This window comes from Microbacterium insulae (assembly GCF_042677065.1).
In the GTDB taxonomy this organism is placed as follows: Bacteria; Actinomycetota; Actinomycetes; order Actinomycetales; family Microbacteriaceae; genus Microbacterium; species Microbacterium insulae.
The window spans coordinates 85,852-106,430 of the sequence record NZ_JBHTII010000002.1 but is presented as its reverse complement, the minus strand read 5'-3'; the positions used below and the strand labels follow the sequence as shown (position 1 = coordinate 106,430).

Genomic DNA, 20,579 nt, shown 5'->3' with positions numbered 1-20,579 from the left:
CCGACATGGCACGTGAGACCCCGCGCCGCTCGAAAGGCCGTCGCAGCCCTTGGGCCGCAGCCGCCCTCATCGGCATCGGCCTCCTGATCACCGGCGGTGTCTATGCCGGCGCGTCCGCAGCCGTCGCCGCGACCAACACCGAAGCGACGGTCGTGAGCGCATCCACCGTCGAAGACGGCGAGAGGCTCTTCCAGGCCAACTGCGCGACCTGCCACGGACTCGACGTCCAGGGCACGGCCGACGGCCCGTCGCTCTACGGCGTCGGCGAGCTGGCGGTGCACTTCCAGATGAGCACCGGCCGCATGCCCCTCCAGATGCAGGGACCGCAGGCTCCGCAGAAGCCCGTGCAGTTCACCGAGGAGCAGATCGCCGCGGTCGGCGCGTACATCCAGAGCATCGCGCCCGGGCCGACGTACCCCGATCCCGAGGTCCTGGACGGTGAAGGCAACGCATCCGAGGGCGGCGAGCTGTTCCGCATCAACTGCGCGATGTGCCACAACGTCGCCGGTGCCGGCGGCGCGCTGACCGAGGGCAAGTACGCCCCGGCCCTTTACAACACCACGCCGCTGAACATGTACGCGGCCATGGTGACCGGTCCTCAGAACATGCCCGTGTTCAACGACATGACGCTGACGACCGAGGAGAAGCGCGACATCATCACGTACCTCCTCTTCCTGCAGGACACCACGTCCCCCGGTGGCTTCACCCTGGGCTCACTCGGACCCGTCTCCGAAGGCCTGTTCATCTGGATCTTCGGGATCGGCGGCCTCATCGCCCTGACCGTGTGGATCACGGCGAAGTCCAACTGAACGCACTGACACGCAAGAACTGACGAGGAGCAGCATGGCACACGAGGACGACCCGCTCGAGCTCGAGAGGGCTTCCTGGAAGCCCTCCCCCGGGCTCGCCGTCGCGGTCACCGACCCGGTGCGCAACCCGGAGCTCCCGCCGCACCGCGAGCGGATGACCGACAAGGACCCGGTCGCGATGAAGCGCGCCGTGCGGACGGTCTACACGCTCTTCTACCTCTCGATCGCCGGCAGCATCTGGGCCGTCGCGGCGTACATGCTGTTCCCCATCGAGAGCGGCCGGATGATCGACATCCGGCAGAACAACCTCTTCATCGGCCTCGGGATCGCGCTGGCGCTCCTGGCGATCGGCATCGCCGCGATCCACTGGTCCAAGGCGATCATGTCCGACAAGGAGTTCGTGGAGCCCCGCCACGCGACGCGCGGACGCGACACGACGCGTGCGGCGGCGATCCAGGCGTTCTCCGACGCGAACGAGGAGTCCGGCTTCGGACGCCGCACGATGATCCGCAACTCCATGATCGCGGCGCTCGTGGCTTCGGTGGCGCCGGCGATCGTGCTCTTCCGCGGTCTCGCTCCCGAGAACACCCCCGAGCACCCGCACGGCGGCGACCCGGTCTATCTCCTCAGCCACACCATGTGGAAGGAGGGCACGCGGCTCGCGCACGACCCCAGCGGCGAGCCGATCCGCGCCGCCGACGTCACCCTCGGCTCCGCGGTCCACGTCATCCCCGAGGACCTCGCCGATCTGTCGCACTCCGACGGATACCTCGAAGAGAAGGCGAAGGCCATCGTCCTGCTGATGCGCCTTCTTCCCGAACAGCTCACCGAGTCGCCCGAGCGCGCGGACTGGTCCTACGACGGCATCGTCGCCTACTCGAAGGTCTGCACGCACGTCGGATGCCCCGTGGCGCTGTACGAGCAGCAGACCCACCACCTGCTGTGCCCCTGCCACCAGTCGCAGTTCGACGTCACCGACGCCGCCAAGGTCATCTTCGGACCCGCCGCCCGTCCGCTGCCGCAGCTGCCGATCACCGTTGACGACGAGGGTTACCTGATCGCGCGGAGCGACTTCACCGAACCCGTCGGCCCGAGCTTCTGGGAGCGTCACTGATCATGACCACCACGCACCCCCCTGAGAACCTGACGCAGGCGCCGGCGTCGTACGCCGAGCCGAGGGCCCCCCGCGAGAAGCCCCTGGGCGGACGCTTCGTCGGCGCGACGGCGAACTACATCGACGAGCGCACCAGCCTTTCCGGCTTCGTCAAGGAGCTCGGTCGCAAGATCTTCCCCGACCACTGGTCGTTCATGCTCGGCGAGATCGCGCTGTGGAGCTTCGTCGTCGTGCTCCTGACGGGCACGTTCCTCACCTTCTTCTTCCAGGCCTCGATGGTCGAGACCCACTACCACGGCGCCTACCTGCCCATGCGGGGTATCGAGATGTCGGCGGCGATGGCATCGACGCTCGAGATCTCCTTCGATCTCCGCGGCGGTCTGCTGGTCCGCCAGATGCACCACTGGGCTGCGCTCGTGTTCGTCGCCGGCATCGGCGTGCACATGCTGCGCGTGTTCTTCACCGGCGCGTTCCGCAAGCCGCGCGAGCTCAACTGGGTGATCGGCTTCGTCCTGTTCATCCTGGCGATGGGCGAGGGCTTCACCGGCTACTCCCTCCCCGATGACGTGCTGTCGGGCAACGGCCTGCGGATCATCGACGGCATGATCAAGGGCATCCCTTTGATCGGCACGTGGACGTCGTTCCTGCTCTTCGGCGGCGAGTTCCCGGGCACGGCGATCGTCGGACGCCTCTACGCGCTCCACATCCTCCTGCTCCCGGCGATCCTCGTCGGCTTGCTGGTGCTTCACCTGATGCTCATGGTCATCAACAAGCACACGCAGTTCGCCGGCGCGGGCCGCTCCAACAGCAACGTCGTGGGCTACCCGATGATGCCGGTGTACATGTCGAAGATGGGCGGCTTCCTGTTCATCACCTTCGGCTTCATCGCCCTCATCGCCGCTCTGTTCACGATCAACCCGATCTGGAACTACGGCCCCTACGACCCGTCCCCCGTGTCGGCGGGCACGCAGCCCGACTGGTACATCGGCTTCGCCGACGGTGCCCTGCGCCTCATTCCACCCGGGTGGGAGTTCGTCTTCCTCGACCACACGTGGTCGTTCAACATCCTCGTTCCGCTGGTCGGTCTGGGGCTGTTCATCCTGGTCGTGCTCATCTACCCCTTCATCGAGGCGTGGGTGACCGGAGACAAGCGCGAGCACCACATCGCGCAGCGCCCGCGCAACGCGGCGACCCGCACGGCGATCGGCGCGGCCGGCGTCACGTTCTACGCGGTCCTGTGGGCTGCGGCATCCTCCGACATCATCGCGACCCATTTCTGGCTCACGATGGAGGGGGTCATCCACACCCTCCAGGCACTCCTGTTCGTCGGTCCTGTCGTGGCCTACTTCGTCACCAAGCGCATCTGCATCGCCCTGCAGAAGAAGGACCGCGAGATCGCGCTTCACGGCTACGAGTCCGGTCGCATCGTCCGCCTACCGGGCGGCGAGTACATCGAGGTGCACCAGCCCGTCGACGAGTACGAGCGATACAAGCTGGTGGACTTCGAGACGTACGAGCCTCTCGTGGTGCGCCCGAACGCCAAGGGCCAGATCCCCTGGCACCAGAACCTTCGCGCAGGATTCTCACGCTGGTTCTTCGAGGATCGCCTCACTCCGGTCACGCAGACCGAACTCGACGAGGCTCTCGCGCACCAGCACCACGCGCTCGAGCACATCGCCGCCGAAGAGGACCTCGAGCTGCAGGGGGCGCACGAGCGAGCCGGCGTGCCGGACGCACCCCACAAGCCCATCGATGACGGACACAACTCCGAGACGGCCGTGCGCCCGTCGAACATCATCGTGACGGACGATGGCGCGAAGAAGCCGCGCAATCGCGAGAAGGAGTCCGACCAGTAGGTCGGTACCGATCAGATCGGATGCCTCGGCACCTGACCTCACGGTAACGGTGCCGAGGCATCCGTCGTCTTCGGCAGGAATGCGCGCGAGCATGGCTGTCCGCGGACAGCACACCGCGCCGTCGTCCCCGTAGCGTGAAGGCATGATCAGCTCCCGCGACTACTTCGCCGCCAAACTCGCACTCGAGACGGACGCCTCCGACGTGTACGCCGCCCAGAAGGCGGGCGAGCGGTTCGTGCTCGTCGATGTGCGCGGGGATGACGCCTGGGCCCAGGGGCGGATCTCCGGTGCCCTGCACATGCCGCACGCGGAGATCGCGGACCGCGCGACGAAAGAACTCGACCGATCGGTGCCGGTCGTCGTGTACTGCTGGAGCCCCGGGTGCAACGGCGGTGCGAAGGGTGCGCTGGCCTTCTCGACTGCCGGCTTCGACGTGCGAGAGATGATCGGCGGCTACGAGTACTGGGTTCGTGAGGGACAGCCGACCGAGAATGACGGCGGGCCGCTCCCCCGCACGTTCGATCCGCAGGTCATGGTCGTGCGCGAACCCGCCTCCGCGGCGGGCGCCTAGCCGGTCGGCGTACGGTGCGAGTCAGGCCGACTCGAGACTCTCCGTGAAGCGGACGGCCGCGGCGCCGTAGAACGAAGTCTCCCGCTCGGGTGACACGCCTTCCGTGTCGAGATCGACGTCGCACACGACGACCGTGACGTTGTCGCGCGTCCCCGCCTCCAGCGCCTCGGAAACGGCCACAGACGCGGCTTGCGTGGCACTGCTGTGGGTGACCGCCGCGGCGATCTCGGCGTGTGGCACGTAGTCGCTCAGACCGTCGCTGCACAGCACCCAGCGGTCGCCCGGGCGGGCATCGTGCTCGACGACGACGACGCGGTCGCGTTCGCCTCCGCTGAGCGACGCCGTGATGAGATTGCGCCGAGGGTGGGATGCTGCGTCCTCTGCCGCGACGAGCCCACGATCGACGAGCGCCTGCACGTACGAGTCGTCCCGCGTCTGCTGCACGAGCATGCCGTCGCGGAGCAGATACGCACGGGAATCCCCGGTGTGAGCGAGCAGAACCGTGCCGACGGCCGAGACGAAGACGCCGGTGAACGTCGTCGCCATGCCTGTCAGGGACGCATCACGTTGGACGTGGGCGCGCAGATCCCAATTCGCGGTGCGCACGCTCACCGCAAGTGACTCGGCGTCGACGGTGTCGACCCGGCCGGCGGCGAGCCGGTGGACGAGTGCCGCAGACGCCAGATCTCCCGCCGGGCCCCCTCCGACGCCGTCCGCCACAGCGCTGCCCCACGCAGCCGTGAACGCGGCATCCTGGTTGACGGTCCGGTGCACGCCCACGTCGGAGACGGCGGCGGCACGGAGCCGTACGCGAGGCGTCGGCACGATCAGCGCGCGAAGTACCCGCGGTAGTACTCGTAGACCCAGCCGACGATCGCGACGAGGAACACGCCCAGTCCGATGGGCACCATCCACGTGCCCACGGCGAGGCCGATCATGGCCAGCGCCGCCGAGAAGGCGAGCACGATGGGCCACCACGACCAGGGGCTGAACTCGCCCAGCTCGGGGTCGCCGTCATCGATGTCCGACGTCAGCACGTCCTCGGGAAGCTCGCCGCCCTGGGCCTTGTGCACACGGCCGATGTAGAACGCGATGAGCGCGCCCATGAACGCAGTGAAGAGAAGCGCCACCGTGCCGACCCACTCGATCGCGTTCACGATCGGCAGCTGCGGGTGGGCGATAATGTTCCACGTCGTGTAGACGACGGCGACCAGCAGGAAGAACGCGGCCAGCAGCCACCAGAGTCCGGTGTTGGTGCGCACTTACTTGACCTCTCCCTCGGCGATGTCGACCACGGGGGCCTCGGGGGCGTCCTTCGCCGGCCCCACGCCGACCGGGATCCCCGCCTCCGGGTGGTTCAGGTCGAACGCCGGACGCTCGCTGCGGATCCGCGGGATCGACGTGAAGTTGTGGCGGGGCGGCGGGCAGGACGTCGCCCACTCGAGCGAGGCGCCGTAGCCCCACGGGTCGTTCACGGTCACGCGCGGTGCCTTGCGGGCCGTGATCCACACGTTGAGGAGGAACGGGATCATCGAGGCGCCGAGGATGATCGCACCCACGGTCGAGACCTGGTTCTGCCACGTCCACCCGTCCGCCTCGGAGTAGTCCGCGTAGCGGCGCACCATGCCGTCCACTCCCAGCCAGTGCTGGATGAGGAAGGTCATGTGGAAGCCGATGAACAGCAGCCAGAAGTGGACGATCCCGAGACGCTCGTTGAGCATCTTGCCCGTCCACTTCGGCCACCAGAAGTAGAAGCCGGCGAACATCGCGAAGACCACCGTGCCGAACACGACGTAGTGGAAGTGGGCGACGACGAAGTAGGAGTCGGAGAGCGCGAAGTCCAGCGGCGGCGAGGCCAGGATGACGCCGGTGAGCCCGCCGAAGACGAACGACACCAGGAAGCCCAGGGCGAACACCATCGGCGTCTCGAACGTGACCGAGCCGCGCCACATCGTGCCGATCCAGTTGAAGATCTTCACGCCGGTGGGCACCGCGATCAGCATCGTCATCAGGGCGAAGAACGGCAGCAGCACGGCGCCCGTGACGTACATGTGGTGGGCCCACACCGCGACCGACAGCGCCGCGATCGCGATGGTCGCGTAAACGAGTGTCTTGTACCCGAAAATCGGCTTGCGGCTGAAGACCGGGAAGATCTCCGACACGATCCCGAAGAACGGCAGCGCGATGATGTACACCTCGGGGTGCCCGAAGAACCAGAACAGGTGCTGCCACAGGAGCACGCCGCCGTTCGCCGGGTCGTAGATGTGGGCGCCGAGAACGCGGTCGGCGGCCGCGGCCAGGATGGCTGCGGCGAGCACCGGGAAGGCCATCAGGATCAGGATGCTGGTGACCAGGGTGTTCCAGGAGAAGATCGGCATGCGCCACATCGTCATTCCCGGCGCGCGCATCGTGATGATCGTCGTGATGAAGTTCACGGCGCCGAGGATCGTGCCGAATCCGCTCATGCCCAGGCCGAGCATCCACAGATTGCCTCCGGCCCCCGGTGAGAAGCTCGCATTGGCCAGGGGCTGGTAGGCGAACCAGCCGAACGAGGCGGCGCCCTGCGGGGTGAGGAAGCCGGCGACGGCGATCGTCGAGCCGAACAGGAACAGCCAGAACGCGAAGGCGTTCAGTCGCGGGAACGCGACGTCGGGGGCACCGATCTGCAGCGGGAGGATCGCGTTGGCGAAGCCCGCGAACAACGGCGTCGCGAACATCAGCAGCATGATCGTGCCGTGCATCGTGAACAGCTGGTTGTACTGCTCCTTGGTCGGGATGATCTGCATCCCGGGCTCGAAGAGCTCGGCGCGGATGATCAGCGCCATGACCCCGCCGAGGAGGAAGAACAGCACCGAGGAGATGAGGTACAGGTAGCCGATCGTCTTGTGGTCGGTGGACGTGATCCACTTGACGATGATGTTGCCCTTCTGCTCGACGCGCGAGGCGCTGAGCAGTGCGGCCTGGCGAGGCGGCAGCGTCGTCGGGCGACCCTGGGTCTGCCCCTGAAGCGGAAGCGTCGTCGCCATGATCAGTTGTCTCCCTCTTCGTCCTCGGGCGTCCCACCGGTGCCGGGCAGGTTCTGGAGGCGGTCGTACTCGTCGTTGATGTCGCCCGTCTGACCTGCCGCGCGGAGGGAGCCGAGGTACTGCTCGTACTCGTCGTCGCTGACGACCTTCACGTTGAAGAGCATCATCGAGTGGTACTCGCCGCAGAGCTCCGCGCACTTCCCGGCGTACTCGCCTTCACGCGTGGGCGTGAACGACCAGTAGTTGTCCTTCCCGATGTACATGTCCTTCTTGTACAGGAAGTCGATGATCCAGAACGAGTGGATCACGTCGCGCGACTGCAGCTTGATCTTCACGGTCTGGTCCACCGGCAGAACGAGGGTCGGGAGCTCGCTGGTGATGTTGCCCTGGTCGTCGGTCTGCGCCTGGACGCCCATCGACCAGACCGTCTCATCCTCGGTGTCGCCGTCGTACTGGAAGTCCCACGACCACTGCTTGCCGATGGCGACGATCGAGACGTCGGGGTCTTCGGTCTGGGTCTCGAGGATGGCCTGATCGCGGGCGGTGAAGGCGAAGAAGCCGATCACGAGGATCAACGGCACGATCGTGTAGAAGATCTCGATCGGCATGTTGTAGCGCAGCTGGACCGGCAGGCCCACCTGACCCTTGCGGCGGCGATAGGCGATCGCCGCCCATCCCATGAGTCCCCACGTGATGATGCCGACGGCGAGCAGCACGATCCACGAGTTGACCCACAGTCCGGCGACCATGTCGGTGTGGTTCGTGGCAGGTGTGCCGTCTTCGACGAAGCCCGGCAGGAAGCCGTGCAGCTCCGTCGGGGTGCACCCGGCGAGGACTGCCGCCGCAGCGATCCCGACGGGGAGAGCGGCCCAGCGGATTCGGCGTTTCGAGGGCACGGTGCACCTTTCCGGGTCGTGAGAAGGACTCTCCTCAGTCTAGGGCAAGCGCTCAGGCTATTCGGGCCAACCGCCCAGGTTGTATCGGGTGAGCCGACCCTAAAAAACGCAGGCCCGGGCGCTCATGCGAGCGCACCGGGCCTGGCGGAAATCCGGGCGGATCAGTGGAAGCTGTCGCCGCACGCGCAGCTGCCGGCGGCGTTGGGGTTGTCGATGGTGAACCCCTGCTCCGAGATGGTGTCCTTGAAGTCGATCGTCGCTCCGTCGAGGTAGGGGACGCTCATGTCGTCGACGATCACCTCGACGCCGTCGAAGTCGACCGTCTTGTCGCCGTCGAGGTAGCGCTCGTCGAAGTACAGCTGGTAGATCAGGCCGCTGCATCCGCCGGGCTGGACGGCGACGCGCAGGCGCAGATCGTCGCGACCCTCCTGCGAAAGAAGGCTCTTCACCTTGAGCGAAGCCGCGTCCGTGAGCAGGACGCCGTGCTCGCGAACGGGCTGGTCGGTCGACAGTGCGGTGTCGGTCATGGCACTCCTCGGAACGGGCCGCGACAGCGGCGGGATGCTGCGATTCTACGCGCGTTCTCGGTAAGGGGGCTGCGAGCGAGGCGTGTCGCCCGCTTGCGCCGCTCACTCCCCCGCATCGCGGCGGTCGAGCTTCTCCAGCAGCAGCGCCTCGGAGAGCACCGCGTTGCGGAACGTCTCGAGGTGCAGCGACTCGTTGGGGCTGTGCGCCTTCGCGTGGGGATCCTCGACGCCCGTGACGAGGATCTGCGCACCGGGGAACTCGCGGACGAGGTCGGCGATGAACGGGATGGAGCCTCCCACGCCGATGTCGACCGGCTCGACACCGTAGCCCTCGCTCAGCGCCTCGCGCGCCGCTGACACCGCCCAGCCGGACGTGTCCACGAGGAACGCGTCGCCGAAGTCGTGGTCGCTGAAGGTGAGCTCGGCGCCGAACGGGGCGTGCTCGCGCAGATGCGCTTCGATGGCGGCGTACGCCTCGCGCGCGGGCTGGCCCGGAGCGATCCGCGCGCTGATCACGACGGAGACCTCGGGAATGAGGGTGTTCGACGCATCCCGGACGCTCGTGGCGTCGATTCCGGTGACCGTGACGGACGGCTTGTTCCAGATGCGGCTGAGAATGGTGCCCCGCCCGATCGGCGACACCCCCTCGGGCAGGCCCGCCTCGTCGCGCAGCGTCTCCTCGCTGTACGGCGGAGTCGCAGCATCCCGCTCCGTGAGTCCGGCTACGGCCACCGCGCCGTCGTCGTCCCACAGGGTCGCGAGCAGCTTCACGGTCGCCAGCATCGCGTCGGGAACCGCCCCGCCGAACATTCCGGAGTGGGAGGCGTGCTCGAGGGTCTTCACGCGCATCGTGAATCGCGTGTTCCCGCGGAGCGAGACGGTGAGGGCGGGCGTGCGAGCGTCCCAGTTGCCCGAGTCGGCCACGACGATCACATCGGCACGCAGCGCGTCGGCATTGTCGGAGAGGAACTGGGCGAACGACTTCGATCCCGCCTCCTCCTCGCCCTCGAAGAACAGCGCGACGCCGAGTTCGAAGTCCTCACCGACGGCCTCCTTCATCGCGCGCAGCGCGGCGATGTGGGCCATGATCCCGGCCTTGTCGTCGGCGGCCCCGCGCCCGTACAGCCGACCGTCCCTCAACGTCGGTTCGAAAGGCGGCGACTGCCACAGCGACTCGTCCCCCACCGGCTGCACGTCGTGGTGCGCATACAGCAGGATCGTCGGGCGTCCGTTGCGCGCCGCGCGAGTTGCCAGGACGGCCGGCTTGCCCTGCTCATCCGTGCCCGGGATCACGGCGCGACGGATCTCCACCGTCTCGAACAGCCCCGTGTCGCGCACGAGCTCGGCGACCGCCTCCGCGCTGCGCTGCACGGGCTCCCCGTCGAATCCGGGGAACGCGATCGACGGGATGCGCACGAGCGCCCCGAGGTCGGCGAGGGCGGAGGGGATGCCGGATGCCGCGGCTTCGCGCACGGAATCCTGTCGGGAGAGCTCAGAGGTCATGCGGGTAATCTTAAGTCCACCCCGTCACCCGCACTCCCGAGGATCATCGTGGCCAACAACTCCGCAGCACCCGCGTCCAACGACGCGCCCTCCGAGGGGACGACCCTGAACGGCGTCCCGGTGGGGAAGGGGCGCGCCACCCCGAGCCGCGCCGAGCAGGAGGCCGCACGGAAGCGCCCTCTCGTCCCCGACACGAAAGAGGCGAAGGCGCGCCAGCGGGCCGAGCTCCAGGCGGCGCGCGAGAAGGCCCGCGTCGGCATGGCGGCGGGTGACCCGAAGTACCTCCCCGCCCGCGACCAGGGTCCGCAGCGCAAGTTCGTCCGCGACTACGTCGATGCCGGATGGCACCTCGGCGAGGCCGTGATGCCTGCCATGGTGGTCGTCATCCTGGCGACGTTCATCCCCGTGCCCGCAGTCCAGTACTACTCGTTCGTCGCACTGTGGATCTTCATCTTCTTCGTCATCGGCGACATGATCCTGACGTCGATCCTGGTCAAGCGCGCCGTGAAGACGAAGTTCGGCGCCGACAAGATCGAGAAGGGACTGGGCTGGTACTCGGCGATGCGCACCGTCCAGATGCGATTCCTGCGCCTTCCGAAGCCCCAGGTCAAGCGGGGGCAGCGCCCGTCCTGATCTTCCGCAGTCCGCGATTGATCTGCCGCGCCCACAGCGGGCCGCGGTAGAGGAACGCCGTATAGCCCTGCACGAGGGTGGCCCCGGCATCCAATCGCTCGTTGACGTCGGCGGCCGTTTCGACGCCGCCGACCGAGATCACGCTGAAATCCGCGGGGACGACGGCCCGCACGACCCTCAGCACCTCGAGCGAGCGTGCTTTCAGCGGTGCGCCGGAGAGACCTCCGACGCCCGCCGCCGCGACGACCGCCGGGTCCGTCGCGAGTCCGTCGCGAGAGATCGTGGTGTTCGTGGCGATGAGACCCGCGAGGCCGAGGTCGACCGCCAGGCGCGAGATGCGGGTCACCTCGTCGTCGGACAGGTCCGGCGCGATCTTCACGAGCAGAGGGGTCGAACCCGACGCGTCGCGTACCGCTTCGAGGAGCGGACGCAGCGTCTCGACGGCCTGAAGTCCGCGCAGGCCCGGGGTGTTCGGGGACGACACGTTCACGACGAGATAGTCGGCGAGCGGCGCGAGGAGGGTGGCGCTCTTCACATAGTCGTCGGTGGCCCGCTCGACGTCGACGACACGGCTCTTGCCGATGTTCACGCCGAGCACGCCGCGGCGGTGCCGACGCCGAAGCCTCTCGAGACGTCGGGCGGCGGCCTCGGCGCCGTGGTTGTTGAAGCCCATCCGGTTGATCACCGCGCGATCGGCGATGAGCCGGAACAGTCGGGGACGCGGATTGCCCTCCTGCGGGATGGCCGTGACGGTTCCGACCTCGACGTGCCCGAAGCCGAGCGCGAACAGGCCGGCCGCGCCGAGCGCGTCCTTGTCGAACCCGGCGGCTACGCCGAATGGCGAGTCGAAGCGGTGACCGAGGGCGGATACGGCGAGCGAGGCGTCGGGCCGCGTGATCGCTCGCGTGATCGCCGCGAACGGCGGGAGGCCCAGGAGGCGGATCACGACCATTCCGGCGTGATGAGCCGTCTCGGGGTCCATACGCGACAGCACGGTCCGGAAGAGGAGGGGATACATCGCCTCCAGGCTAGCCGGTTGCCCGCGCGCGCCCGCGCGGCTCAGGCGCCGGCTGCCTCCGAGGGTGCGGGGCGCACGTGATCCGCACGCAGCTGTTCGATGGCCGATTCGAAGTCCTCGAGCGAGTCGAAGGCCTGGTAGACGCTCGCGAACCGCAGGTAGGCGACCTCATCGAGCTCCCGCAGCGGACCGAGGATCGCCAGACCGATCTCATTCGTATCGAGTTGCGACGCACCGGTCTGGCGCACCGTCTCTTCGACCGTCTGGGCGAGGACGGCGAGGTCGGCCTCGGTGACGGGTCGCCCCTGACAGGCCTTGCGCACGCCCGACATCACCTTCTCGCGGCTGAACGGCTCGATGACACCGGATCGCTTGATGACGTTCAGGCTCGCGGTCTCGATGGTCGTGAAGCGCCCGCCGCACTCGGGGCACTGTCGGCGACGGCGGATGCTGAGGCCGTCGTCGCTCGTGCGCGAATCGATCACACGGGAGTCGGGGTGGCGGCAGAACGGGCAGTGCATGGCAGGAAAGACTACGCCTGGAGATCGGCGCGGGGCTGAACGCGGCTCGCGGCCTCGAATCGGGCGACCACGGCCTCGCCGTGGGCGGGGAGGGCCTCGGCCTCGGCGAGCGTGACGATCGCGTCGCGCACGGCCGCGAGGGCGGAACGGTCGTACTGGATGACCTGCTGCGGTCGGAGGAAGGTGGACGCGGACAGACCGGCGGCGTAGCGTGCCTGACCGCCCGTCGGCAGGACGTGATTGCTCCCGGCGAGGTAGTCCCCGAGACTCACCGGCGAGTCCGGGCCGACGAAGACCGCCCCGGCGTGGACGAACTCCTCGGGACGCGGATCGCGCAGATGCAGCTCGAGGTGCTCCGGGGCGTAGGCGTTGCTGAACTCCGTGGCCACCCGGAGGTCGTCGACGAGCACGATGGCGGACTGCGGGCCGGCCAGCGCGGTGGCGACCCTCTCCGCATGCCGCGTCGCTGCCGCCCGGGGACCGATGTCGGACGAGACGGCCTCGGCGAGCTCCTGCGACGTCGTGACGAGCACCGCCGACGCCTGCTCGTCGTGCTCGGCCTGGCTGATCAGGTCCGCTGCGATGAGCCCCGGATCGGCGCTGTCGTCGGCGACGATGAGGATCTCCGTCGCTCCGGCCTCGGAGTCCGTGCCCACCCGGCCCGCCACGGCACGCTTGGCGGCGGCGACGAAGTTGTTGCCCGGCCCGGTGACGACGTCGACGGGATCGAGGCCGAGGGCGGGGACGCCGTACGCGAGGGCGCCGATCGCGCCCGCTCCGCCCATCGCGTACACCTCATCGACCCCGAGCAGGCCGGCGGCGGCGAGGATGACGGGATGCAACCGGCCGTCGTGATCACGCTGCGGCGGTGAGGCGAGCGCGATCTCGGACACCCCGGCGACCTGGGCCGGGACGACGTTCATGACCACGCTCGAGGGGTACACCGCCTTGCCGCCGGGAACGTACAGTCCCACGCGACGCACGGGCTGCCAGCGCTGCGACACTCGCGCGCCGGGACCGAGCTCGGTCATCACGGGCGGAGGAACCTGCGCCGCGGATGCCGCGCGCACGCGCTCGATCGCCTCCTCGAGGGCCGAGCGAACCGACGCGTCGAGAGCCGCGAGCGCGTCGTCGATGTGCGACGCGGGTACTCGGATGGCGTGCGCGGTGACCCCGTCGAACCGCTCCGCCTGCTCGCGCAAGGCGGTCTCGCCGCGCGACGCGACGTCGGCCACGATGCGGGCCGCCGTGGCGAGGGCCTCCTCGCGCGCGGCGGTCGCGCGCGGCACCGTCGCAAGCAGTTCGGCGGACGTGAACGTGCGTCCGCGCAGGTCGATCGTGCGCAGCATCCTTCTAAGCTATCCGGCGCGGCGGCTGCTCAGCCGCGCGTGACGTCGGCGACGTCGTGCAGGTAGCCGATGCGGCCGTCTTCGTGGCGCACGACGAAGACCTCGCCGCGGTCCTCGATGACGAGTGCCCAGGCCGTCGGCCCAATGCGGAACACCGGGATGCCGATCTCGTCGACGACGTCGCGCTCTTCGGGCACGAGAGCCCAGAACGCCTGCTGGCGGGCCGGCTCGACGGCCGGCTCGACCGTCGAGGACGGCTCCTCGATGGGCTCGTAGGTGTCGCGCGACGGGGCCGGGGCGAACGAGCGGGTTTCCGCGGTCGGTTCGGGCGACTCGGTCGATGCGGGCGGGGCACCCGTCGTCGCGGCGGGCGCGTTCGGGGCGGTGGGTGCGGACGGCGGGGGCGCGAAGGGGTCGAGTTCCTGCGCGGGGACGGCGTCGGGACGGCGTTCGCGCGCGGGGCGCGGAGCGACGGGACGGATCGGGCGAGCGTACCGGTGGGCCGGTACCTCGCGGCGACCGCGGAAGTCCTCGCCGATCACCGGGATGAGCGGCGCGAAGACGGTCAGCGCGACGCCGGCGAGCATCAGGACGCCCTCGACCCAGATCACCCACGTGCGCGCCCACGCGCCGGTCTCGATCGCGAACTCGACGGTCTCCCAGATCAGCTGGAGCCACACCAGGGCTCCGACCGAGAAGGCCACCGACGCGAACTGATCGATCCCCAGCGAGCCGACACGGCGGATGCCCTGCGGCGACAGGCGGCGCAGGACGAGCAGGAACACGGCTGCCGTGGGGACGAAGATCGCGAGGATCCACAGGATGGCCGACGTCCACACGGACTCGAACCTGCCCACGTTGATCGAGAAGAACGAGACGATGAACGCGACGAGCCAGATCCCGACGAGTGCGACTTCGCGGATCGAGAAGGGCCCCACTCCGTACTGCGGGGCATCGCCGGCCGTCGGCTCCTCCGCGTGTGTGGTCTTCTCCTCGACATCGAACTCGTCGTTGCGCTGGTCGTCCGTCACGATCTTCCTTTCCGGCCGCGCGAGACGGCGCGCAGCCTCTTCATGCTACCCACGGCGTATGAGACGGAAATGAGATCGGCCGCCGTCAGCCGAGGCACTGGGGTCCGAGCAGGCCCTTGAGCTCGCCGTAGAGATCGGCGGTGAGACGAACCTGGTGTGGCACCTCGAAGACCTTCGCGACGGACCCCGCGTGCAGCTTGAGCGTGACCTCCGTGTCGCCCTTGTGTCTGTCCAGCATCTGCCTCAGCTCGCCGACCGTCGCCTCACTCGCGCGGCGCTCCGGGATCACCAGCACGAGCGGCCCCGAGGCATCCGTCGATCCGAGATCGGGCGAGAACGCCGACTGCGCGTGGAGGTTGAGCCCGTCGTCGCGTCGCGACACGCGCCCGCGCACGACGAGGATCGAGTCGGCCACGAGCATCGAGGAGAACTCGGTGTAGGTCTTGCCCATGAACATCACCGTCACTTCGCCGTTGAAATCCTCGACGGTGATCATGCCGTAGGGGTTGCCGCTGGCCTTGGCCACTCGATGCTGCACGCTCGTGACGAGTCCCGCCACCGTGACCTGGTCGCCGTCCTGGACGTCGTCGGAGGACAGCAGATCGTGGATGCTCGTCGAGGCGTGCTTTGCGAGGGGGATCTCGAGCCCGGCGAGCGGGTGATCCGACACGTACAGGCCGAGCATCTCGCGCTCGAACGCGAGCTTGTCCTTCTTGGCGAACTCCGGCCGCGGCGGGACCTTGGGCGGCACCGCCTCTTCAGCCTGGTCGTAAAGGCTGTCGAAGTCGAAGCCGATCGCGCCCTGGGCTTCGTTGCGCTTGCGGTCCACGGCCGCCTCGGTCGCGTCTTCGTGGACCTCGAGGAGGGCTCGACGCGTGTCGCCCATCGAATCGAACGCGCCGGCCTTGATGAGCGACTCGATCGTGCGCTTGTTCGCGACGTGGACGGGGACCTTCGTGAGGAAGTCGTGGAACGACGAGAACGAGCCGTCCTTGCGAGCCGCGACGATGCCGTCCACGACGTTCGCACCGACGTTGCGCACCGCCCCGAGACCGAAACGGATGTCCTCGCCGACGGCGGCGAAGTAGCGGATGGACTCCCCCACGTCCGGCGGCAGCACCCTGATCCCCATGCGTCGGCACTCGTTGAGGTAGACCGCCATCTTGTCCTTGGAGTCGCCCACGCTCGTGAGGAGCGCCGCCATGTACTCGGCGGGATAGTGCGCCTTGAGGTAGGCCGTCCAGTACGAGACGAGGCCGTATGCGGCCGAGTGCGCTTTGTTGAAGGCGTAGTCGGAGAAGGGGAGCAGGATGTCCCACAGCGCGGTGATCGCGGCTTCGCCGTAGCCGCGCTCCTTCATCCCGCTCGAGAAGCCCTCGTACTGCTTGTCGAGTTCGGACTTCTTCTTCTTGCCCATCGCGCGCCGCAGGATGTCTGCTTGCCCGAGCGAGAACCCCGCCACCTTCTGCGCGATCGCCATCACCTGCTCCTGATAGATGATCAGGCCGTAGCTGATGTCGAGGATCTCCCGCAGGGGCTCCTCGAGCTCGGGGTGGATCGGAGTGACCTCCTGCTGCCCGTTCTTGCGCAGCGCGTAGTTGATGTGGGAGTTCGCTCCCATGGGGCCGGGACGGTACAGCGCGATGACGGCCGAGACGTCCTCGAAGTTGTCGGGCTTCAGCAGGCGCAGCAGCGAGCGCATGGGGCCGCCGTCGAGCTGGAACACGCCGAGCGTGTCGCCCCGCGTGAGCAGGTCGTACGCCGCGCGATCGTCGAGCGCGAGGTGCTCGAGATCGACCTCCTCCCCCCGGTTCATGCGGATGTTGTCGAGCGCGTCCGAGATGATCGTGAGGTTGCGCAGCCCCAGGAAGTCCATCTTGATCAGCCCGAGCGTCTCGCACGACGGGTAGTCGAACTGCGTGACGATCTGCCCGTCCTGCTCGCGCCGCATGATCGGGATGATGTCGAGCAGCGGCTCGCTCGACATGATCACGCCGGCGGCGTGCACGCCCCACTGGCGCTTCAGCCCTTCCAGTCCGAGCGCGCGGTCGAAGACGGTCTTGGCCTCGGGGTCGGTGTCGATGAGCGCCCGGAACTCGGACGCCTCCTTGTACCGCGGATGCTGGGGGTTGAACATGCCCCCCAGCTCCATGTCCTTGCCCATGACGGCGGGCGGCATAGCCTTGGTGAGCCGCTCACCCATGCTGAACGGGAAGCCGAGCACGCGCCCGGCGTCCTTGAGCGCCTGCTTGGACTTGATGGTGCCGTACGTGACGATCTGCGCCACCCGCTCGGAGCCGTACTTCTCGGTGACGTAGTCGATCACCTCGCCGCGGCGGCGGTCGTCGAAGTCGACGTCGAAGTCAGGCATCGACACACGATCGGGGTTGAGGAACCGCTCGAAGATGAGGCCGTGCTCGAGCGGATCGAGGTCGGTGATCCGCATCGCGTAGGCGACCATCGACCCGGCACCGGATCCGCGGCCCGGGCCCACGCGGATCCCGTTGTCCTTCGCCCAGTTGATGAAGTCGGCGACGACGAGGAAGTAGCCGGGGAAGCCCATCTGCAGGATGATGCCCGTCTCGTATTCGGCCTGCTTGCGGACTTTGTCGGGGATGCCGCCGGGGTACCGGTAATGCAGCCCGGCCTCGACCTCTTTGATCAGCCAGCTGTCTTCGGTCTCGCCATCGGGCACCGGGAAGCGCGGCATGTAGTTGGCGCTGGTGTTGAACTCGACCTCGCACCGCTCGGCGATCAGCAGCGTGTTGTCGCACGCCTCCGGATGATCGCGGAACAGCTGACGCATCTCCTGCGCCGTCTTGATGTAGTACCCGTCTCCGTCGAACTTGAAGCGGTTCGGATCGTCCAGCGTCGACCCGGACTGCACGCACAGGAGCGCGGCGTGGGCGTCGGCCTCGTGCTGGTGGGTGTAGTGGGAGTCGTTCGTCGCGACCAGCGGGATGCCGAGATCTTTCGAGATGCGGATGAGGTCTGTCATCACGCGGCGTTCGATCGAGAGCCCGTGGTCCATGATCTCGGCGAAGTAGTTCTCTTTGCCGAAGATGTCCTGGAACTCGGCTGCCGCCGCGCGCGCCGCGTCGTACTGGCCGAGGCGCAGGCGCGTCTGCACTTCGCCCGACGGGCACCCCGTCGTCGCGATGAGACCCTTGCCGTAGGTCTCGAGCAGCTCGCGGTCCATACGGGGCTTGAAGTAGTAGCCCTCCATGCTGGACAACGAGCTCAGCCGGAAGAGATTGTGCATTCCCGCGGTGCTCTGGCTCCACATCGTCATGTGGGTGTACGCGCCGGAGCCCGAGACGTCGTCGCTGCGCTGCTCGGGCGTGCCCCACTGCACCCGCGACTTGTCGCTGCGGTGGGTGCCGGGGGTCACGTAGGCCTCGAGGCCGATGATGGGCTTGACGCCCGCGGCCTTCGCGGCGTTGTAGAACTCGAAGGCCGCGAAGGTGTTGCCGTGATCGGTGACGGCGATGGCGGGCATGCCGTACTCGGCGGCGGCCTGCGTCATCGCGCCGATCTTGGCGGCCCCGTCGAGCATCGAGTACTCGCTGTGCACGTGCAGGTGAACGAAGGAGTCGGATGCCACCCCCCGAGTCTATGGAGCGGTTCGGACAGTCCTGGTCGTGGGCGCTGGTTTCCGGGGACCGCCGCGCCAGGTCGCTTCACGTTCGAGTGAAGGGTCAAGGTTAGGGTGAGGTCCATGGCGACACCCGACTTCGTGCTGCGGCTGCGGGAGCGGATCGGCACGGAACCGCTCCCCCTGGTCGGTGTGACGGCCGTGGTCTTCCGGGGCGACGACGTGCTCGTGGGGCGGCGAGCCGACAACGGGATGCTGCAGTGCGTCTCGGGAATCGTGGACCCCGGCGAGGAACCGGCCGACGCGGCGGTTCGCGAGTGCCTCGAGGAGGCCGGCGTCGTCGTGCGCGCCCAACGCCTCGCGCTCGTGCAGCAGATTCCGCGGATCACGTACGCGAACGGCGATCAGGCCGACTACCTCGACCTGGTGTTCCGGTGCACGTGGGTGTCGGGAGAGCCGCACCCGGCCGACGGCGAGCTGACCGAGGTGGGCTGGCTGGGCTCCACGAGCTGGGGGAGATGGATGCGGCGCACGTGCGCAAGATCGCCCTGGCCGTGCCCGAGGACGATCCGGCGGTGTTCGCGGGCGGGCGGTGACGGTCACGCCAGTTCGCGGCGCATCAGCACCCGCGGGAACCCGGCGAGCACGGAGTCGGTGTCGGCGGCCTTGTGGAAGCCGCTCGCCTCGAAGAGGGCCCGCGTTCCGACGTACGCCATGGTGAGATCGACCCTCTCGCCGCGGTTGTCGACGGGGTACCCCTCGATCGCCGGGGCGCCGTTGCTGCGTGCGAACTCGACCGCGCCGGCGAGGAGGTCGTGCGAGATTCCGCGCCCTCGATGGCCCGGCCGCACGCGGATGCACCAGACCGACCACACGTCGGCATCGTCGACGTGCGGGATCCGCCGGTTGGTGGCGAACGAGGTGTCCGCACGCGCGTGCACCGCGGCCCACCCGACGACCTCTTCGTCGTCGTACGCCAGCACACCTGGGGGTCCGTCACGCATCAGGGCGCGCACGCGTTCACCGCGTGCGGTTCCGCTCAGCGCGCGGTGTTCGGGGCCGGGCAGACGGTAGCTGAGGCACCAGCACACATTCGCGTCGGGACGCTTGGGCCCGACCATCGTGCGGACGTCGCCGAACTCCGTCGCCGGTCGCACCTCGATGGTCATCCGCCCAGCATGCCGGATGCCGTCGACATCGCGCCCGGGCTCACTCGCCGCGCAGGACCGCGAGAGCGTGGGCGAGGTCGGCCGGGTACTCCGACGTGAAGGTCACCCACTCCCCCGACGCGGGATGCGCGAAAGACAGTTCGCGGGCGTGGAGCCACTGGCGAGTGAGCCGGAGCATCGCCGAGAGGGTCGGGTCGGCCCCGTAGAGCGGGTCCCCGACGCAGGGATGCCGGTGCGCCGCCATATGCACCCGGATCTGGTGCGTGCGGCCGGTCTCGAGATGGATCTCGAGGAGCGACGCCCGCGGAAACGCCTCGAGCGTCTCGTAGTGGGTCACCGAGTCCTTGCCGTCGGGCGTGACGGCGAACTTCCACGAGTGCGTGGGGTGGCGGCCGATCGGCGCGTCGATCGTTCCCGCCAGCGGGTCGGGATGGCCCTGGACGACCGCGTGATAGATCTTCTCCACCTCGCGCTCCTTGAACGACCGCTTGAGGGCGGTGTAGGCGCGTTCGGTCTTCGCGACGACCATCAGGCCGCTGGTGCCGACGTCGAGTCGGTGCACGACGCCCTGGCGCTCCGGTGCCCCCGTCGTCGCGATCCGGTAGCCCGCTGCCGCCAGCGCGCCGAGGACGGTCGGGCCCTCCCATCCCACCGAGGGATGGGCGGCGACACCGGCCGGCTTGTCGACGACGACGATGTCGTCGTCGTCGTGGACGATTCCGAGATCGGGCACCGCGACCGGCACCACACGGGGCTCCTCCCGCGGTGCCCACGTCACGTCGAGCCAGGCTCCGCCCCGCAGCCGGTCGGACTTCGCCAGCACGCGGCCGTCCATCGCAGCGCCGCCTGCTTCAGCCACCTCCGCGGCGAAGGTACGGGAGAAGCCGAGCATCTTGGCGAGGGCGGCGTCCACGCGCACGCCGTCGAGTCCGTCCGGGACGGGAAGACCGCGCGACTCCAC

The 20,579-nt window shown here is 68.4% G+C and carries 18 protein-coding genes and 1 pseudogene; 6 read left to right on the top strand and 13 right to left on the bottom strand.

What is annotated here, in order from left to right:
• Positions 1–5: 5 nt before the first annotated feature.
• The 4 genes from qcrC to ACFQ0P_RS13025 all read left to right on the top strand — a co-directional run bounded on the left by qcrC (position 6) and on the right by ACFQ0P_RS13025 (position 4,350).
• Complete coding sequence (gene qcrC, locus ACFQ0P_RS13040) at positions 6–809, top strand: cytochrome bc1 complex diheme cytochrome c subunit (RefSeq protein WP_204979096.1); 804 nt, start codon at positions 6–8, stop codon at positions 807–809.
• Positions 810–843: 34 nt separating this feature from the next.
• The gene (gene qcrA / locus ACFQ0P_RS13035; protein ID WP_204979095.1) at positions 844–1,923 is read left to right on the top strand and encodes a cytochrome bc1 complex Rieske iron-sulfur subunit; all 1,080 of its coding nucleotides are present in this window, start codon (positions 844–846) and stop codon (positions 1,921–1,923) included.
• A 2-nt stretch (positions 1,924–1,925) separates the two neighbouring features.
• Positions 1,926–3,779: a cytochrome bc1 complex cytochrome b subunit gene (qcrB, locus tag ACFQ0P_RS13030; protein WP_378772511.1), complete on the top strand. Its 1,854-nt coding sequence runs from the start codon at positions 1,926–1,928 to the stop codon at positions 3,777–3,779.
• Positions 3,780–3,921: 142 nt separating this feature from the next.
• Positions 3,922–4,350: a rhodanese-like domain-containing protein gene (locus ACFQ0P_RS13025; protein ID WP_204979094.1), complete on the top strand. Its 429-nt coding sequence runs from the start codon at positions 3,922–3,924 to the stop codon at positions 4,348–4,350.
• Positions 4,351–4,371: 21 nt separating this feature from the next.
• Here ACFQ0P_RS13025 and ACFQ0P_RS13020 read toward each other — a convergent pair whose 3' ends face one another.
• The 6 genes from ACFQ0P_RS13020 to ACFQ0P_RS12995 form a co-directional block, all read right to left on the bottom strand.
• Positions 4,372–5,175, bottom strand: coding sequence for a PP2C family protein-serine/threonine phosphatase (locus ACFQ0P_RS13020; RefSeq protein ID WP_204979093.1), 804 nt, complete (start codon positions 5,173–5,175; stop codon positions 4,372–4,374).
• 2 nt (positions 5,176–5,177) lie between these two features.
• A complete protein-coding gene (locus ACFQ0P_RS13015) occupies positions 5,178–5,612 on the bottom strand; it encodes a cytochrome c oxidase subunit 4 (RefSeq protein WP_204979092.1) in 435 nt (144 codons plus the stop codon).
• On the bottom strand, positions 5,613–7,376 hold the full coding sequence (ctaD, locus tag ACFQ0P_RS13010) for an aa3-type cytochrome oxidase subunit I (RefSeq protein WP_204979091.1): 1,764 nt from the start codon (positions 7,374–7,376) through the stop codon (positions 5,613–5,615).
• 2 nt (positions 7,377–7,378) lie between these two features.
• Positions 7,379–8,272, bottom strand: coding sequence for an aa3-type cytochrome oxidase subunit II (gene ctaC, locus ACFQ0P_RS13005; RefSeq protein WP_204979090.1), 894 nt, complete (start codon positions 8,270–8,272; stop codon positions 7,379–7,381).
• 161 nt (positions 8,273–8,433) lie between these two features.
• On the bottom strand, positions 8,434–8,799 hold the full coding sequence (locus ACFQ0P_RS13000) for a HesB/IscA family protein (RefSeq protein WP_204979089.1): 366 nt from the start codon (positions 8,797–8,799) through the stop codon (positions 8,434–8,436).
• A gap of 102 nt (positions 8,800–8,901) precedes the next feature.
• Positions 8,902–10,302, bottom strand: coding sequence for a dipeptidase (locus ACFQ0P_RS12995; RefSeq protein ID WP_204979088.1), 1,401 nt, complete (start codon positions 10,300–10,302; stop codon positions 8,902–8,904).
• Positions 10,303–10,350: 48 nt separating this feature from the next.
• On the opposite strand from ACFQ0P_RS12995, the gene ACFQ0P_RS12990 reads away from it, so the two are divergent.
• A complete protein-coding gene (locus ACFQ0P_RS12990; RefSeq protein ID WP_204979087.1) occupies positions 10,351–10,935 on the top strand; it encodes a DUF3043 domain-containing protein in 585 nt (194 codons plus the stop codon).
• Here the strand turns inward: ACFQ0P_RS12990 and ACFQ0P_RS12985 are convergent.
• The 5 genes from ACFQ0P_RS12985 to dnaE form a co-directional block, all read right to left on the bottom strand.
• Positions 10,910–11,953, bottom strand: a complete 1,044-nt coding sequence (locus ACFQ0P_RS12985) for a quinone-dependent dihydroorotate dehydrogenase (RefSeq protein WP_204979086.1) — start codon at positions 11,951–11,953, stop codon at positions 10,910–10,912. The genes ACFQ0P_RS12990 and ACFQ0P_RS12985 overlap by 26 nt on opposite strands.
• Positions 11,954–11,994: 41 nt before the next feature.
• Positions 11,995–12,474 (bottom strand): transcriptional regulator NrdR, encoded by a 480-nt coding sequence (nrdR, locus tag ACFQ0P_RS12980; protein WP_204979085.1) that lies wholly within the window; start codon positions 12,472–12,474, stop codon positions 11,995–11,997.
• Between the two features lie 11 nt (positions 12,475–12,485).
• Positions 12,486–13,823 (bottom strand): histidinol dehydrogenase, encoded by a 1,338-nt coding sequence (gene hisD, locus ACFQ0P_RS12975; RefSeq protein WP_204979084.1) that lies wholly within the window; start codon positions 13,821–13,823, stop codon positions 12,486–12,488.
• 29 nt (positions 13,824–13,852) lie between these two features.
• Entirely contained in the window at positions 13,853–14,854 is a 1,002-nt protein-coding gene (locus ACFQ0P_RS12970) for a hypothetical protein (RefSeq protein WP_204979083.1), read from the bottom strand.
• Positions 14,855–14,939: 85 nt separating this feature from the next.
• Positions 14,940–18,410 (bottom strand): DNA polymerase III subunit alpha, encoded by a 3,471-nt coding sequence (dnaE, locus tag ACFQ0P_RS12965; RefSeq protein WP_378772895.1) that lies wholly within the window; start codon positions 18,408–18,410, stop codon positions 14,940–14,942.
• A 162-nt stretch (positions 18,411–18,572) separates the two neighbouring features.
• Here dnaE and ACFQ0P_RS12960 point away from each other — a divergent pair.
• Positions 18,573–19,045 (top strand): annotated as a pseudogene (locus ACFQ0P_RS12960) (NUDIX hydrolase).
• A 3-nt stretch (positions 19,046–19,048) separates the two neighbouring features.
• Here ACFQ0P_RS12960 and ACFQ0P_RS12955 read toward each other — a convergent pair.
• On the bottom strand, positions 19,049–19,618 hold the full coding sequence (locus ACFQ0P_RS12955; protein ID WP_204979081.1) for a GNAT family N-acetyltransferase: 570 nt from the start codon (positions 19,616–19,618) through the stop codon (positions 19,049–19,051).
• Between the two features lie 40 nt (positions 19,619–19,658).
• Positions 19,659–20,579: an RluA family pseudouridine synthase gene (locus ACFQ0P_RS12950; protein WP_378772502.1), complete on the bottom strand. Its 921-nt coding sequence runs from the start codon at positions 20,577–20,579 to the stop codon at positions 19,659–19,661.